This window comes from Oscillospiraceae bacterium CM (genome assembly GCA_022870705.1).
In the GTDB taxonomy this organism is placed as follows: Bacteria; Bacillota; Clostridia; order Oscillospirales; family Oscillospiraceae; genus Sporobacter.
On record CP072107.1, the window covers coordinates 310,534 to 325,613 of the forward strand.

Below are 15,080 nucleotides of genomic sequence, written 5' to 3' on the forward strand. Positions count from 1 at the left end.
TCACCGTGCAGGCTGTGAAGCCAACCCTATTCTGGTTTCTATTTCTTTCACATCTTCTGCGTCAAATCCGTCGCAATTGTACATAGACTGTGCTCGCGCCAACAGAAGAGAAAATTCTGTGCTAACCGTGTCATTCACCAGATCCTTGGCGGCGAAGGCATCCGCCGCTACCTCTAAATCAAGAAGTGCGTTATTGGCGGCGTATAATCTGCATTCTTTGGCATACTCTTCTGACTGGGAATCAAAATGAAGATAATCATTGTTGACATAGTGACCGATCTCGTGAAACAAAATCATCTTGGCTTCTGCTGAGCTCCGCTCACACTTTATTTTCATAGGCTCTTGGTTACCTTAGCACTGTACACGAACTCACTATGCTCAATGTCGTACTTATCGAGCAACGCGGCAATGATTCGAATAATGTGTGCAGCTGAGAAGCCAACATTCTGATAAATGTCTGTATCTTTAACCTTGTAATCTCCGTTCACATTGTCCGGGTTGTAAGAGAACATAATGTTTTGCGACCATGAGTTCAGTTTCTCATCATTTCGTGCCATCCCTTCGATGATGCTGCTGTCAAGTTCATATAGTCGGTCAACAACAGAACGCAGCATTTCAGCGAAACTGGTCGAATTGACACGCTCACCAAGAAGAATATAGTAATTAGGGACTTTATATGTGGCTTCATCAGGTTCTTCACAGGTGTATTCCGCATACTTGGGGTCGGAAAAAGAAATAGCGACTGCGGGTGTTTCTATTGGGAACAGTCCAAGAACAAGCCCGGATAGGCGCTTTGCTCTTGCTTCTATGGCCGATGCATCCCAGCGGTCACAAGTCTTTACATCCTCATAAAGAGTCACCACTTTTGTTTGTACTTCTGCCAGTTTCTCTTTTTTCTCAGCAAAGGGCTTATCACCTAATTCCCCATTATAAGCAGTAAGCGTCAGATTGCCGAGTGTGTGCAGATATTTATCGTGGTCAGCCTCCCAGTTATCGCCAAGCATTTTCTGCCATGAGGTTGAGAGGTTACGGTTCTGCGGAAGAATATGCTCCACGGTAAGATTGTCGGTTAATAGCTGCTCCTTGCCCTGATTCTCAATTGCTGTCAGTAGATATTTGCACAGGGCGTTCTTGCGATAAAGGTTTTTCTGCTCTAAAGCCGTCCTAAACGCCGAATCTGCGGGCAACGTGTCTTTCGATGTGAGCTGCATCATAAAAGAAACAATCGCATCGTAATAGTGCTGCTTGTTCTCCGCTCTTGCGAATACGCGCGCATAAAGGGTCTTATACAAACCACGCAGCGAGTTAGAGCCAATTTCACAGATCAGGCGTCGAATGCTGTAGTTCAACAGAAAACGCAATACCTTCTCAAGCACCTCTTGATCGATGATCTTGGCCTCGTAATCGTCAAAAACTCGAAACAGGAACAGAAAGACCGTTGTTTGCTTCAGCTTCTGCAAGTCAGCCAGAAGCGCATTGACAGCTTTCCCGTACTTGAGGTCTCCGTACAGGAATGCCTTGTAGTATTTTGCGTAATGGAAGATCTCATCCAGCATTTTCTTATTCGTGAACGTGCCGTCAGTATATACGGCCTTGAACACATCATAGGCTTCATCCTCGCGCGGAAAGCCGTCAACCTTCAGGTTCAAATAATTGATGAAGAAAGGCGCCATATTCTCTCGGCGAACGGCTTCCTCGGTGGGAAGCCAATATTCCTCGTATAGCTTTTCCTGATCGGCGTCGGTCATCAGCACATAGTTTCGGATCTTGTCGGCCAGCCCCAACGGGATACCGGTAGAATTGATGCGCTCAAAGATCTCCTGCGCGTTGTCATCAGCGTCCAACAGAATGCTGGCACAGGTCAGCTTTTCCAAACCCTTGTAAATTTCCTTTACATACATGCCGGCTTCGAGCTGTTCTTTTATGAGTCTACAGAACAGATCATAGTTGCGCCATATTCCGCTGGTGATATCGACCTCATCCGTTTTTTCGTCCATCATAAGAAAAAGTTGACGGTTATCGCTTTTTATGGGTTTGAGCTTCAGCTTACTGGCAACATCGACATCATATGTATTGAACTTGTCCTTATTAAAAAGTGCTTCCTTCATGGCATCACGTTCGGCGTCAGACTCCGCCATATCAAGCAGGGCTTTGATTAGGATATATACTGTCGTCAGTCGCTGCTGGCCGTCGATAATGACATAGTAGTGGATATTGTGTTCTTCCTTCAAAGGCGCATAAACCACGGACCCGCAGAAGTGGGTCTTGTCCTCTTTATATGCCTTCACAATATCCTCGAACAGCTTGACGCATTGCTCCCTTGACCATTCGTAGTTGCGTTGGTAAACGGGGATAGCGTATTGCCTTTTATTGGGCTCTATGAAATCATTGATTATTCTGCCTGGTCCGATCTTCATGCTGAGCCCTCCTATAGCTTTATTACCTTACTGGCAATGTCAACCGCCTGACTGCCAAGTTTCTTGAGATTACCCTTGTTCTTTACAATCAGAGTGACAGCCAATGTAAAACCGCCAAGATGCTTGAGAGCCCTTGCTCCGCGCTCCATGCCCTTGTAATCATCCCTATTGAGTGGCTTCTTCTGAAACCGTTTCTGATTTTCCATCGCTAAGCGCCTCCAACAAATTATCCCCTGACACCTCAAGGGCGATATAATCGAACCCCTTTGCTTCATTCATGTATACATTTCGCTCTGCTGCAAGGTATTCCACCGGCCTAAGATAAAACATATCATTTGCCGATTGATGTAAATACTGTATTGTCTTTACTTTAGAGAAATCTAACGTCGACAGATACTGCTCAGCAAATTCGAATGCTTTTTCCGCCGTTGGCATATCTGAACAGAGCACATAGGATGCCGCAATCAACTTCGTCGCATTAAGATATAGATCGTAGTACTCTTGGATTTCTTCAACCTCGTAATCCTTTCCTTGCAAATATCCACTGTGAAGGGATTCCCGCAAGAATCTAACGGCGGCAAATTTGGAAATGGGTGCAAATTCCGATGTTCTGCGTTCAAGCGTTTTTCCTATTTGCGCCTGTGCTGTCAAAAGGTTTTGCCTGCTTGCAACAATTTGCATTTTGCGTTCTTCGCCCTCTGGCATGGACAGCGCCAATGAGATGCCGTTCTTCCCAGCGAGGAGCAAACCAATTCGGTCATCCATCTGGCCGTGTTCAATGCGTTCGACGACACGATAGGTTTCCTCGGCTACGAGAGCGAGCTGTGCCATCTGCTGCTGTATCAAGATGTTCTGAAAGCCATTCGCCAAATCCTGAATTGGATTGCCCTGCACAAAGCTCTGCTCCTTTATGGGCAGCGGCGTCACGACCTCGTTCCGACCGCTTTTTGCTACTCTCATTAATGTAGGCCAACGCTTTCCGGTTTCCTTGTTCTCCATCAGAAAGCTTTTTCCAGCTTGAAATGCGGCCTGATATTCTGTCGGAATCTGGACGACATACTGTGTTCCAGCCTTAATCTTGGCTAACACATCAGCCATATTGATATACTGAACCACTTGCCCGAGAAAACTTCGGTAGTCAATGCCTTCTGTTGTTTGCGAGATATATAGAGTTTTACCATTTTGCGGGCAGAGTGAATCATTATCGGGCAGGACTGTTAGGTTTTCATTGGGCGTAATCATATCTTTCATTTCGGCGGCTCCCATTTTGTTTTCTTCAGCGGGCATCCATTACACTACACGTCCAGAACGTTATACAAAGTCAATTTGCATATTTTTTGAAGTTCTCTGCCTGTTCCAAAACTTCCTTGTAGACATCATCCAGTGTTACCGGGGGGTATCCGAACTCATCCAGCAAAAGAATCAGGTCGACTTGAAGGTTGGCTTTAATATCTTCTCGGGTAGACCAGTCTGTATACTTTGATTTGTCATCGACGATCAGCTTGATGCGTTTGGACAACTCTATCATTTTGTCGTCAGGATACCCGAATTCGTATTTTCTTGCGACGGCTTTCAGAATGTCGTAAAACGCCTTTTCCTCGAAATCTATGCCCATTTTCTTGAAGGACTCTTTCTCACCCTTCAATTCCTCAAGCAGCTTGGCAAGCTGCTCAGCGACATCATCTAAAACTTCATTCGCATAAGCCTCATCGCGCCGCCTATTGTTATACTCGTCAATAACGTGTTTGAGACGGTCAGCAAACTCAATGCCCATAATCTTGTTGACCTTCTTGAACTCATCAATCGCTTGCGTAAGAAGACGCTGCAATATCTTAATCTTTGTGTTGGGAAGCTGGATGGCATTAATCTTGTCCATATACTCATCGCTGAAAATATCGACAGAGATGTGTTTCCCCGTTTCAAAGAGTTCTTCGATGCCGTCAGACTGTATTGCACCCTCAAGCAGTTCTCTGACACGGGCATTCATCTGTGCAATATCAGGCGCATCTCCCCGTGTGAGCTTAAACAGGATAGAGCGAACCGCGCAGTAGAAATGGATGTAGCTCTTTTCCTCGTCTGAAATCTTCTCGCTTGAGCTGCAAAGGTTGAAGGCTTGCTTCATTCTTTTCACAGCCGCCATGAAACGAGTCTCCAACTCTTCTGAGAGCTGGACATACTCGACGGCTCTGTTCAGGCAATGAAGCTGTTCTTTCGGTGTGCCATTGAAAAAGTCTGAGCTGTTGAAGATATGGAACATTTGCGCCAGAACTTCAAGCTGATCCTTGACAATGGTGATGGATTGCTCTATTTCCTCAAACTCATCAGTCTCGAAGTTGGTGTACTTCTTGAGAGCAAGATTCATATTCTTCTTGATGCCGATGTAGTCTACAATTAAGCCCTTGTCCTTTCCCTCATAAACACGATTTACGCGAGAAATGGTCTGGATAAGGGAATGTTGCTGAATCGGCTTGTCAATGTATATGGTATCCAAAGAAGGTACATCGAAGCCGGTCAACCACATATCAACGACTATGGCAATCTTGAAGTTTGATTTGATGTTCTTGAATTGCCGGTCAAACTCTTTGCGGTCATCCTTTGTTCCGAGTATGTCAAAGAGTTCTTTTTCATCGTCCTTGTTTCGCGTCATGACCAGCTTTATCATTTCAATGGGCTTGAGTTCCTTTTTGTTCTTTTCGCTCAGCTCAACTCCATCAGCGCAAATCTTCTTCTTAGCCCATGCAGGACGCAGCTCTATGATGATCTTGTAGAGCGCAAAAGCAATGTTCCGGTTGGAACAGACAAACATTGCTTTACCGGCGACAGTAGCACCCTCTGCGACTCTTGTTTCATAATGTTTTATGAAGTCTTCGGCAACAGCATGAAGACGGTCAGGATCTCCGATAATCATGTCGATATGAGCGACGGCTTTTTGGCTTTCCTCTATCTGATACTCATTTGCGCCTTCAATCTCACATTTGGCGTAATAATCCTCAATCTCCTTGACTTTCTGCTGATTGAGCGTTACCCTCGCAGCGCGTCCGTCGTAGACAAGGTTTACGGTTATTCCATCCCGGACGGATTCGGTCATGGTGTATGCGTCAACTATGCCGCCGAATACCTCAATCGTTCCATCGACAGGTGTGCCGGTGAAGCCGACATAAGTAGCATTCGGCAGAGAATCATGCAGGTACTTGGCGAACCCATAGGTGCGTTCCACACCTTCCGCCGTGACGCGGACTTTTTGATCAAGATTGATCTGGCTGCGATGGGCTTCATCAGAGATACAGATGACGTTTGTTCTATCCGTTAGTAGGCTCAGGTCTTCGGTGAATTTCTGTATGGTCGTCAAGTAGACCCCGCCGCTTGTCCTGCCTTGCAGTTCTTGGCGAAGGCGCTCACGGGAGTCGATGCTGACAACGGTTTCGTCACCTATGTATTTCTTTGAGGACACAAACTGCTTTGAGAGCTGATCGTCAAGGTCAGTTCTGTCCGTGATTACAAGTATTGTCGGGCTGCGGAAGTGGGTATCCTTCATCAGACGCCGGGTGAGGAAAAGCATGGTATAGCTCTTACCACAACCGGTAGCTCCGAAATACGTGCCGCCTTTACCGTCGCCATCAGGACGTAGATGCGTCTTGATGTTTTCAAACAGTTTGTTGGCAGCAAAGAACTGCGGATAGCGGCAGACCACCTTGAGGTCTTTATCTGAGCTATCGGGGAAATACACGAAGTCCTTGATTACGGAGAGCAAGCGTTCTTTGCGAAACATGCCCTTGACCATCGTGACAAGAGAGCTGATGCCATCAAGGTCTTTATCCTCGGACTCGACCTTGCGCCAAGCATAGAAGAAGTCATACGGGCTGAAAAATGAGCCGTACTTATTGTTTGCTCCGTCGCTGATGACGATGAAGGCATTGTATTTGAACAGCTCAGGAATATCCCGGCGATACCGGACAGTGAGCTGCGTGTATGCGTCCATGATTGTTGTGTTCTCTTTGACGGCGCTCTTAAACTCAAGCACGACAACAGGAATGCCGTTGATGAACATGATGCCGTCAGGAATGCGCAACTGATTGTTGATGCCCTCGATCTCAAACTGATTGACCACTTTGAAGCTGTTGTTTTCGGGAGTGTCGAAATCAATCAGTTCAATATATAGGTCTTTTTGGGTGCGATCCTCACGATTGAGGATAAAGCCATCGCATATCATCTTGGAGACAGCCTTGTTCGCCTCATAGATCGTGCCGGAAATGCCGCGCAGCATAAGAAGGATGCTTTCCACCTCACTTGGTGTAATACCATCCTGTGCATAGCGGTTATAGAGATACTGCTTCAAGTCATCAGCAAGCAGCACCTCAGTCCTCTCTCTATGGATTTGTTCGCCGTTCAGGTAAGTGTATTCTTCATCCTTGAACAGCTCCATGATAGACATTTCCAATGCGTGTTCGTTGAATAACGACATCATGTTCACTCCTTTAGCTGTCTCTCTGGAAGCATCTCTGCCTCATGAGATAATGATACTATACTTTCGCCCCTTTTGGTCGCCGCGCTTGCGACATCGGCGATAAATGATAATTTAGCGGCTTAGCATGCAACTATGCTTATTCGTCTCACAAGCTGATCCCTTGTATCGAATAAGCTGTTAATCTCCTTGAGATTATTATATATCTCATAAAATATTGGCTGCGCTTTACAGTTAAATTGCTCAGCAATCTCAGAACTGAAAGGAAGAGTGAGACGCTTGAGGTCTTTAACTGTGACATGCCCCAACCCGGTTGTTTGCTTACCCATTGCCGCTTTCACGAACTCAGGTTTGCAATACTTGAGCATGAAAAAGGTAAACGCTTCACCATATTGACACTCCATCTTGAAGGTGTGCTGATTCAAAATGCTACCTCCATGACTCCAAATGAAAGCGTCAATAGAAGTGTCCGGGTTTCCTGACCATGAGAATAAAACATCCTTGTCCCTAATCATGTATTTGCCGTCCTTTGACCCTGTGAAATACTGAGTTGCCGACGTTACGCCGTCTTTAAGCTCAGCAATCTTGATTATTGGCAAGCCGGTTTCGGAATACTCTTCTTCTGAGAAGGACGTTCCGTTAATATATCCCGCCAATTCATATAGGGGCGTATTGACCAGCTCATCGGAAGTAACGTAAAAATGCGCCTTGAACATGGCAAGTCCAATCTCCGCTAAATTATCATTTATCTTTTGCTTTAACTCGATCCGATCAGTGATAGTCTGATATGCTTTCACAATCGCTTTCTGCCTGTCAATAGGGGGAATGGGCAGTTCAACCTTGCACATCTCATCCCAGTCCATGACCTCGCGGACACTACCATGAGATTTGAAACGAGCGTATCTGTCAAACTCCGGGCGGCTGAACCAAAGCATAAGGTAATCCGGCAAGAGCTGAGTTTCATCTATCACTTCAAAGACGGTGTAGATGTTGCTGACTAATCCCTCGTCGTACTCAGAGAGAAGGGCTATGCCAATCTTATCCCCACGCCGAGATGTGTCGGGAATGTAGGTGAACTGACCTCTCTTCACGACTTTATACTTAGTGAAGTCCGTACCCACTGTATTTGCAATAGAAGGAATGAACTTCTTTTGTACGGAAACACCGAGAAGATTGTCTTCTCGACCATCCGTATTTCGCACGTCTACTTGACGAATATAGCCGCCAAGCAATTTGTCCCCGTCTTTCATCTTGCCACCTCAGCCAATGAATTTTCTATGCGCCAGCTTTACGTTCTGCTGCTTGACCATTGCATAGTGCATGGTCGTATCGATCTTTTGATGCCCTAAGAGCTGCTGGACTTGCTCGATGGGCATTCCTTTGTCTATGGCTGTCGTAGCCAGTGTTCGCCGGAACTTGTGAGGATGTACCTTTGGCATATTGAGACTTTTTCCCAGCTCGCGCAGCCTTGTTTCTACGCCTCCGATCATGAGCCTTTCATGAGGCGCATTCAAAGAGACAAATAAAGCTGGGTTGCTGTCCGTCCGGCTGTTCAGGTAGTCTTGCAAGTGGATCTTCGTCCTGGCATCGAAGTACACGAGCCGTTCCTTATTTCCCTTGCCAAAGACTACGCATTCACGCTCTGCGAAGTTGATGTCCTCACGGTTGAGAGTGACCATTTCGCCGACGCGCATACCGGATGATGCAAGCAGATCAATGATTGCCAAGTCTCTCTCGGTGGTGGAGTGATCCCGCATAAGCTCCAAAGCTTCATCCGTGTAGGTGTCCTTGACCATTTTGCCGGTCTTGACCTTGTGTATCCTGCGTACAGGACTTTTCACAATGAAATCCTCATCCTCAAGCCAAGAAAAGAAGCTGGACAGGATGCGCCGGATGTTATCAATCGTCACCTTGCTCGACTTGCGGCGGCATTGATATTCAGTAAGATACCTTCTGAGGTCTTCCGTCATGATCCGCTGCGGGGGCTTGCCTATATCTGAAACCATTGCCTCAATCGTGTTGAGGTAGTAGTTCAGCGTCTTCTCTGAGCATCCTTCTATCCTCTTAGCCGAGATGAATGCCTCAATAGCTTTATCCTCGGATGGAGTATGGCACTCTTCCGCGCTGATGTTCAAGCCGCTTAACGTCTTTGATAGAACGTCCTGAAGCCTCAGCAGTTGCTCGTTGTTGAGATAGGGCAGCATTTGCCTTTCAATCTCATTGATCAGTTCTTCCTTCATCGTCGTGTCTCCTTTGTATTCAAGAGAACGACTTTCAGTGGCAGTCCCTTTGTGATAACTCTCGCCACTGGTGAGAGTCTGAGGTAAATGATAATTTAGTTGACTCTCTATGCACCGTTTATCGTGAACGGTTTTACGGTGAGCAAGACTCTTTCGAGAAGCACGCTCTCAAAGAATTGTGCAGCAAAATCGGAAGCGGGGCAACACCTAAAGGTGGAAAACAAGGGTATTCCGAATCAGGCATATCTTTGATTCGTAGCACAAACGTATTAGATTACTCATTTTCGTATTCTGACCTTGCTCATATTTCTGATGAACAAGCAGATGTCCTTTTGAATGTGGAAGTCTCTGCTCATGATGTTTTGTTCAACATCACTGGGGTATCGGTTGCCCGATGCTGTATGGTTCCAGAGGATGTATTGCCAGCGCGAGTTAATCAGCATGTCATGATAGTTCGTCCGATTCAGGGCTGTGAAATGAGCTATTACATAATGTGTACGCTTTGTTCCACAGATTACAAGGCGCGGTTGCTGGGAATAGGTCAATCCGGTTCGACGCGAGAGGCGATAAACAAACAAGAGCTTGAATCATTTGTTATTCCCGTTCCAAGCATCAATGATATTAAGTCATTTGGGCGCTTAGCTGACAGCCTCTATAAAGAGATCGCCAAGAACAACAATGAGATTAGGGCTTTGAATGACATGCAAAGTGTGCTGTTATCCAACCTCTCAAGCCGCTAAATTATCATTTATCTTCCGTTTAAGCTCAATCCTTTCCGTAATAGCCTTGTAGCTCTGAACAATTCGCATTTGTTCATCGTAAGGAAGAACCGGCACCTCAATTCTGCAAAAATCGTCCCATGTAATGCCGCCTCTTACGCTGCCATCGGTCTTGAGCCAGCACATGCGATCGAACTCTGGGCGGCGAAACCACATCATCAGGAATTCGTCGTTCATCACCGACTTGTCTGTTATCTCAAATATGAAGTAAGCGGGTGACACAATAGCCGGTGAGCTTTCCGTATAGAGTGCAACAGGCAAGCGTTCATCGCGTCCAACGTGCATAGGATTACAAGCAAAGCGTCCCTGTGTAATCAGCTTGTACTTGCTCAAATCTGTTCCAATCACATTGGCGACTGACGGCATAAAGAATTTGTCGATGTTAATACCCAATACTCGGTCTGACAGCATTGCGCCGTTTCGCTCATCAACAAGCTGGATGTGATTGCCCAAGAGGTCATAGTTCGATTTCATATCCCAGCTCCTTAAATACTGTCAGCAACGATGCTTTTGATGCTTCCTCCGCGACAAGAAGTTCTTTTAATTCTGCTTGCAGCGACTTCATCTTTGTATCAAAGTCGATGTTCTCATCACGGTTGATGAACTCGATATAACGGCTCGGAACAAGCGTAAATCCCTTTTCTTTTACCTCATCAAAGGAAGCACTGTGGCAGAACTCAGGAACATCCTTATATGTTTCCTCAAAGCCTTCCTGCTGCCAGCTATGGTACACCGCAGTTACCTTTGCACGATCCTCTTCCGTCAGCTCAATGTATTTCTTTTCAAACGGGCTGCCCATCTGCCGCAAGTCCATGAAGAGGATTTCCTTTTCTCTGTTGCGGTAGCGTTTCGTCTGCCCGTTCTGCTCGACGACACGAGCCTTCTTGTTCTTGTTCAGGATCCAAAGCGTTACACTGATGTCGGTGGTATAGAACAAGCTGCGAGGAAGAATAACGATTGCTTCTACAAGGTTGTTCTCGATAAGCTGCTTTCTGACTTTCAGTTCAGTCCCATCGTCAGACAGTGCGCCGTTGGCAAGCAGGAAACCGGCAACACCGTTTTGAGACAGCTTCGACACGATGTTCAGAATCCACCCGTAGTTCGCATTGCTTGTCGGAGGAACTTCGTAGCCGTTCCAGCGCGGATCGTCAATAAGCTCATTATCGGCTCTCCATTCTTTCTGATTGAAAGGCGGATTCGCCATTATAAAGTCTGCCTTGAGGTCTTTATGCTGGTCGTTTGAAAAAGTGTTTGCAGCCATCTCTCCGAGGTTTGCAGATATGCCTCGAATTGCCAAGTTCATCTTCGCCAGCTTGTAGGTCGTGTTGGTATACTCCTGACCATAGATGGACACTTTTCTCTTGTTACCGCTGTGAGCCTCAACAAAGCGGATGGACTGGACAAACATGCCGCCTGAGCCGCAGCAGGGATCGTAGAGTACGCCATCGTAAGGCTCAATCATTTCGGCAATCAGATTGACGATGCACTTGGGCGTATAGAATTCGCCCTTGCCTTTACCTTCTGCAAGGGCAAACTTTCCGAGAAAGTATTCGTAGACCCGCCCGATTATATCGTTCTCTTTGTCGCTGGTGTTGATCTTATCAACCTCATCGAGCAGAGATGCAAGCTTCGTAGTATCTATGTGAAGGCGCGAGTAGTAGTTGTCGGGAAGAGCGCCCTTCAAAGCAGGATTGACCTTTTCAATCGTAAAGAGCGCCGTATCAATCTTGAGCGCAATGTCGTCCTGTTTTGCGTTCTCCATGATGAATGACCAACGGCTTTCAGGCGGAAGATAGAACACATTGTCCTGCGTATAGAAGGCTATACGGTCAACGTGTTTTTCACCATATTTTTCGGTGATGATTCTTCGCTGCGCTTCAAACTTATCACTTGCAAACTTTAGAAAGAACAAACTCAGAACAACATGCTTATACTCTGCTGGCTCAACAGACCCTCGCAGCTTGTCCGCAGATTTCCATAGAGCTTCTTCCATAGAGGCTTCTTTTTTTTGCTTTATTGCTTTTGCCATAATATATCCCCCGACCAGTCAGATTGTTTTTTATATCCCATAGATGCCACATCTTCAGTGTACATGATAAAGCACAAGCTGTCCTATACTCTGTACACTAATCGCCAAATTGCCTTTTTCGTTCTTTCCTGGCATCCGCAGGTTTTTCTGCATCTTTGGGGATAGCCCACGCTTTCCCGAACTTTGTTAGTCCGGGGATTCTGTCCGTATTGCACAACACTTGAACGCGGCGGCGGGTAATTCCCCATCTTTTTGCGGCCTCGGCGATAGAAATGTAATCCATACTGTTCACCCCACGTCATTATACAAAAACAGCCCTACAAAGCGTAGGGCGTTCCATTTATAGCTGGCTGCCATCCAAACGGTACAGGCCCTTGTAGCTTTGCGCCGCCGTCTTTCGACGGTTTTGCCAAAAATACGATTTTTAATTAGTATATACCATTTGGCGAATAGATGCAATGAGGAACTTAACTTCTGTATTCTTATTGCTTCCGCCTTTGTTTGCGAACAACATCGGCTGTATATGCGATGAGCTCTTCTGGCGTCGGAATATCACCTTCACACGGGATGCTGCGCCAATATTCCTTGACTTTGGGATCTGAGCTCACGAGGCCATTTATCATGGACACCTTTATTTGAAGACGGACTTCCTCTACCGTTGTATGATTCTCTTTTGCAATTCGTTCAATGGCTTTCGCTGCTATCTCTATCTTTTTCTTACCCATATTGCATCTCCCTTATGCCAGGTTAACTATTTTAATGCCAGACCTTCTTGCATAGTCAACCGTATATGCCGTCCCACCCTTACTTTCGCTTAAGTAGCAGACACAGGCGCTGCTATTGTCTACCAAATGGCGATTGCGCTTGAGCATGCAGCCTCTTGTATAATCCTCTGAGGTGTAAACGACTTTATTACATCGTTGTTTGATATCCTTATATATTGCGATATCCTCCTTTTCCCAACCGCGAGTTTGTGTTTTGCACGGCAGCACAAGAATGAGTTTTATTTGCGGACATGACTGTTGTAAAGTTAAGACTGTCTTTGCGGCAATCGTATCAAATCCGAGAGCACCTCCTGCGCCAAAATAAAGATAGCCTTGGTCAATCAGTTTAATAAGTTCCGTCTTTAGCCGCTCTGCAATCTCAACAGACTGCATGGGCGGTATTTTTCTATGCCCAGTAAAGCAACAAGTTCGTTCTTTCATCTTGACCTCTCGAAAATTGACCAGTATCGCGGACAATACTTAACGAAATGATATCATACAATATTTATAGTTGCAACCAATACTGGTCAATCATAGTATTGAGGGAGGTAGCAGTGTGGAGCAAAAAATACGGCGTGACCGCAACATGGGCGACAACCTCAGAAGGCTAAGAGATGCAAGCGGCTTGTCTCAGGAGAAGCTCTGCGCTGAGCTTCAGCGTCGAGGTTGTGACATTGCAAGAAGCTGCTATGCGAAGTATGAAGCAGGCGAATTGAATATTCGCGCCAGCGTAATAATTGAACTCAAGAAAATCTACGGCTGCACCTTTGACGATTTTTTCTTTGGGCTCGACAAATGACTGGGCAGCTCGTTAGCTTGTATCTCTATTTGTTTAAACTGGTTCCAAAGTCAAGGACAGTTTTCTGACAGTTATTTCAAGGCAAAATCATATTTATTTGCTAAAAAAGCGCAAACACAGCATGGCCGCCGCATATGCGCCGACCGTGCTGTGTTTATAGGTGGGGTGTTCTTGATGTTAGTAAATTTACCGCAATTAAATCTGCAAAGCAGTCGGCGGGTTCACACATTCCTTTACCGACGGGCACCTGTCAGCAGATTACTTTTGTTAGAAAAGCTCTCGCATATCATAAATATAGGCAAGCTCCGGATATCTGATCCAGCTTTGTCCACAGCTTAGTTCTGCGATAAGATTAGCCGATGCCGACAGTAGGTAGCTTTGTGCTCGTTTTGCCTTTTCAAGCACTTCTTTCAAATGAGTAACTTGTAACATGGCAGTTTTCTTGGAGCGTGTCCACTTTGATATTTCACGCTGCAAAATACGCTGATCCCTTGCTACAACCATCGTGGGATTTTTTATGATTTTCTGTGCTACTTCCCGTTTCCGTGCATTAGCAGCTCTTGCTTTGCTGCTTTTCTCCGCTGCCGCATTGAGCCGTGCCGTTACTAAGGTCCCAATCGGCATAAGCTCTGTCGCTTTGATGCCGTAGTAGTTGTCCATAGGGTAAATCCCGGTGGTAATGTATGTATAGTATTCAGACGGTGTCAGTCCCGCAAGGGCATATTGATAGTGCTCATCATTGTAAGCGCCTATGTAGCCGGTAACCATGCGTTTGGCAGTCTCCGCATCCGGGCAGAGTGCTATTAAATCGAGCATCTCGCATTTCATTCGACCGAAGAATGATTCCATGGGTGCGTTGTCCTGCGAATTTCCCCTGCCGGAAACAGATTGAACAAACCCATCGTCTGTTAGCAGTGTCTGAAAGGTTGTGGAAAGATATTGAGACCCCTGGTCGCTGTGGATCACGCATTGGGCGTCATGCAATTCTTTGCCATGCTTCTCCATCATGGCGTTGTAAGCATTTTTCACAAGCTCTACTGTCATACGGGTGTCAATATCGTGCCCAAGAATTTCTTTCGTGTAAGCATCTCTAAAGGCGCAAAGATAGATGGGTGTGCGAGCAAAACCATAGTAGAGATAGGTAATATCGGTCAAGATGACTTTTCGAGGGCCAATGTAGAAGTTTTGATTTACCCTATTTTCCGGGGAGGCACACTCGTGATCATGGGTTGCCTGATGCTTGTAGGCATCCTTTTTTGGTTTGTTTGCCGCAAGGTTCATTTCTTTCATGAGCGTCCGGCAACGCTTCACGCTGATGCTGATATTGAAATCCCGCCACATATAGGTCTGAAAAGTCCGCTTTCCCGGGACAAAGCCCAATTTTCTCACGATTTGCCGAAACTTCTCTTTTAATTCATTTCGGCTTTCCTGTTTTGCCACGCGGGAACCCTTCGTATCTTTCTGACGTTCAATCCATGAATAGTAGCCGGAACGTGACACGCCAAACATACACAGGCACTGCGTAGTGGACAAGCCGTCCTTTTTCCCAGCTTGCCGACCAATAAAAGCGTCTGCCATTTGAAATCTGTC

Annotated in this window: 14 protein-coding genes and 1 riboswitch; of the genes, 2 read left to right on the forward strand and 12 right to left on the reverse strand. The window is 46.1% G+C overall.

The genetic code is table 11. From position 1 onward, the window contains the following. The 6 genes from IZU99_01610 to IZU99_01635 all read right to left on the reverse strand — a co-directional run bounded on the left by IZU99_01610 (nt 1) and on the right by IZU99_01635 (nt 9,119). Entirely contained in the window at nt 1-297 is a 297-nt protein-coding gene (locus IZU99_01610; protein UOO37993.1) for a hypothetical protein, read from the reverse strand. A gap of 35 nt (nt 298-332) precedes the next feature. Next, nucleotides 333-2,417 carry a DUF262 domain-containing protein gene (locus tag IZU99_01615; protein ID UOO37994.1) on the reverse strand — a complete coding sequence of 695 codons (2,085 nt, stop codon included), beginning with the start codon at nt 2,415-2,417 and terminating at the stop codon, nt 333-335. Nucleotides 2,418-2,582: 165 nt separating this feature from the next. After that, a complete protein-coding gene (locus tag IZU99_01620; protein UOO37995.1) occupies nt 2,583-3,668 on the reverse strand; it encodes a (deoxy)nucleoside triphosphate pyrophosphohydrolase in 1,086 nt (361 codons plus the stop codon). A gap of 70 nt (nt 3,669-3,738) precedes the next feature. Further along, nucleotides 3,739-6,879: a type I restriction endonuclease subunit R gene (locus IZU99_01625; GenBank protein ID UOO38710.1), complete on the reverse strand. Its 3,141-nt coding sequence runs from the start codon at nt 6,877-6,879 to the stop codon at nt 3,739-3,741. 122 nt (nt 6,880-7,001) lie between these two features. After that, the gene (locus tag IZU99_01630) at nt 7,002-8,129 is read right to left on the reverse strand and encodes a restriction endonuclease subunit S (protein UOO37996.1); all 1,128 of its coding nucleotides are present in this window, start codon (nt 8,127-8,129) and stop codon (nt 7,002-7,004) included. A gap of 9 nt (nt 8,130-8,138) precedes the next feature. Then, nucleotides 8,139-9,119: a tyrosine-type recombinase/integrase gene (locus IZU99_01635; GenBank protein ID UOO37997.1), complete on the reverse strand. Its 981-nt coding sequence runs from the start codon at nt 9,117-9,119 to the stop codon at nt 8,139-8,141. 176 nt (nt 9,120-9,295) lie between these two features. On the opposite strand from IZU99_01635, the gene IZU99_01640 reads away from it, so the two are divergent. Beyond that, complete coding sequence (locus IZU99_01640) at nt 9,296-9,859, forward strand: restriction endonuclease subunit S (GenBank protein UOO37998.1); 564 nt, start codon at nt 9,296-9,298, stop codon at nt 9,857-9,859. Here IZU99_01640 and IZU99_01645 read toward each other — a convergent pair. The 5 genes from IZU99_01645 to IZU99_01665 form a co-directional block, all read right to left on the reverse strand. Then, nucleotides 9,848-10,372 (reverse strand): restriction endonuclease subunit S, encoded by a 525-nt coding sequence (locus IZU99_01645; protein UOO37999.1) that lies wholly within the window; start codon nt 10,370-10,372, stop codon nt 9,848-9,850. The genes IZU99_01640 and IZU99_01645 overlap by 12 nt on opposite strands. Next, a complete protein-coding gene (locus IZU99_01650; GenBank protein ID UOO38000.1) occupies nt 10,356-11,927 on the reverse strand; it encodes an N-6 DNA methylase in 1,572 nt (523 codons plus the stop codon). Before IZU99_01650 ends, IZU99_01645 begins: the two co-directional genes overlap by 17 nt. A gap of 97 nt (nt 11,928-12,024) precedes the next feature. Continuing rightward, nucleotides 12,025-12,210 carry a helix-turn-helix domain-containing protein gene (locus IZU99_01655; GenBank protein ID UOO38001.1) on the reverse strand — a complete coding sequence of 62 codons (186 nt, stop codon included), beginning with the start codon at nt 12,208-12,210 and terminating at the stop codon, nt 12,025-12,027. Nucleotides 12,211-12,265: 55 nt separating this feature from the next. Next, a riboswitch (cyclic di-GMP riboswitch) is annotated at nt 12,266-12,348 on the reverse strand. Between the two features lie 61 nt (nt 12,349-12,409). After that, complete coding sequence (locus tag IZU99_01660) at nt 12,410-12,652, reverse strand: hypothetical protein (protein UOO38002.1); 243 nt, start codon at nt 12,650-12,652, stop codon at nt 12,410-12,412. Nucleotides 12,653-12,664: 12 nt separating this feature from the next. After that, nucleotides 12,665-13,132: a DUF1273 family protein gene (locus IZU99_01665; GenBank protein UOO38003.1), complete on the reverse strand. Its 468-nt coding sequence runs from the start codon at nt 13,130-13,132 to the stop codon at nt 12,665-12,667. A gap of 115 nt (nt 13,133-13,247) precedes the next feature. Here IZU99_01665 and IZU99_01670 point away from each other — a divergent pair, with 115 nt between their 5' ends. Then, nucleotides 13,248-13,490 (forward strand): helix-turn-helix transcriptional regulator, encoded by a 243-nt coding sequence (locus IZU99_01670; GenBank protein UOO38004.1) that lies wholly within the window; start codon nt 13,248-13,250, stop codon nt 13,488-13,490. A gap of 267 nt (nt 13,491-13,757) precedes the next feature. Here IZU99_01670 and IZU99_01675 read toward each other — a convergent pair whose 3' ends face one another. After that, a complete protein-coding gene (locus tag IZU99_01675) occupies nt 13,758-15,068 on the reverse strand; it encodes an IS3 family transposase (protein UOO38005.1) in 1,311 nt (436 codons plus the stop codon). Nucleotides 15,069-15,080 lie beyond the last annotated feature (12 nt).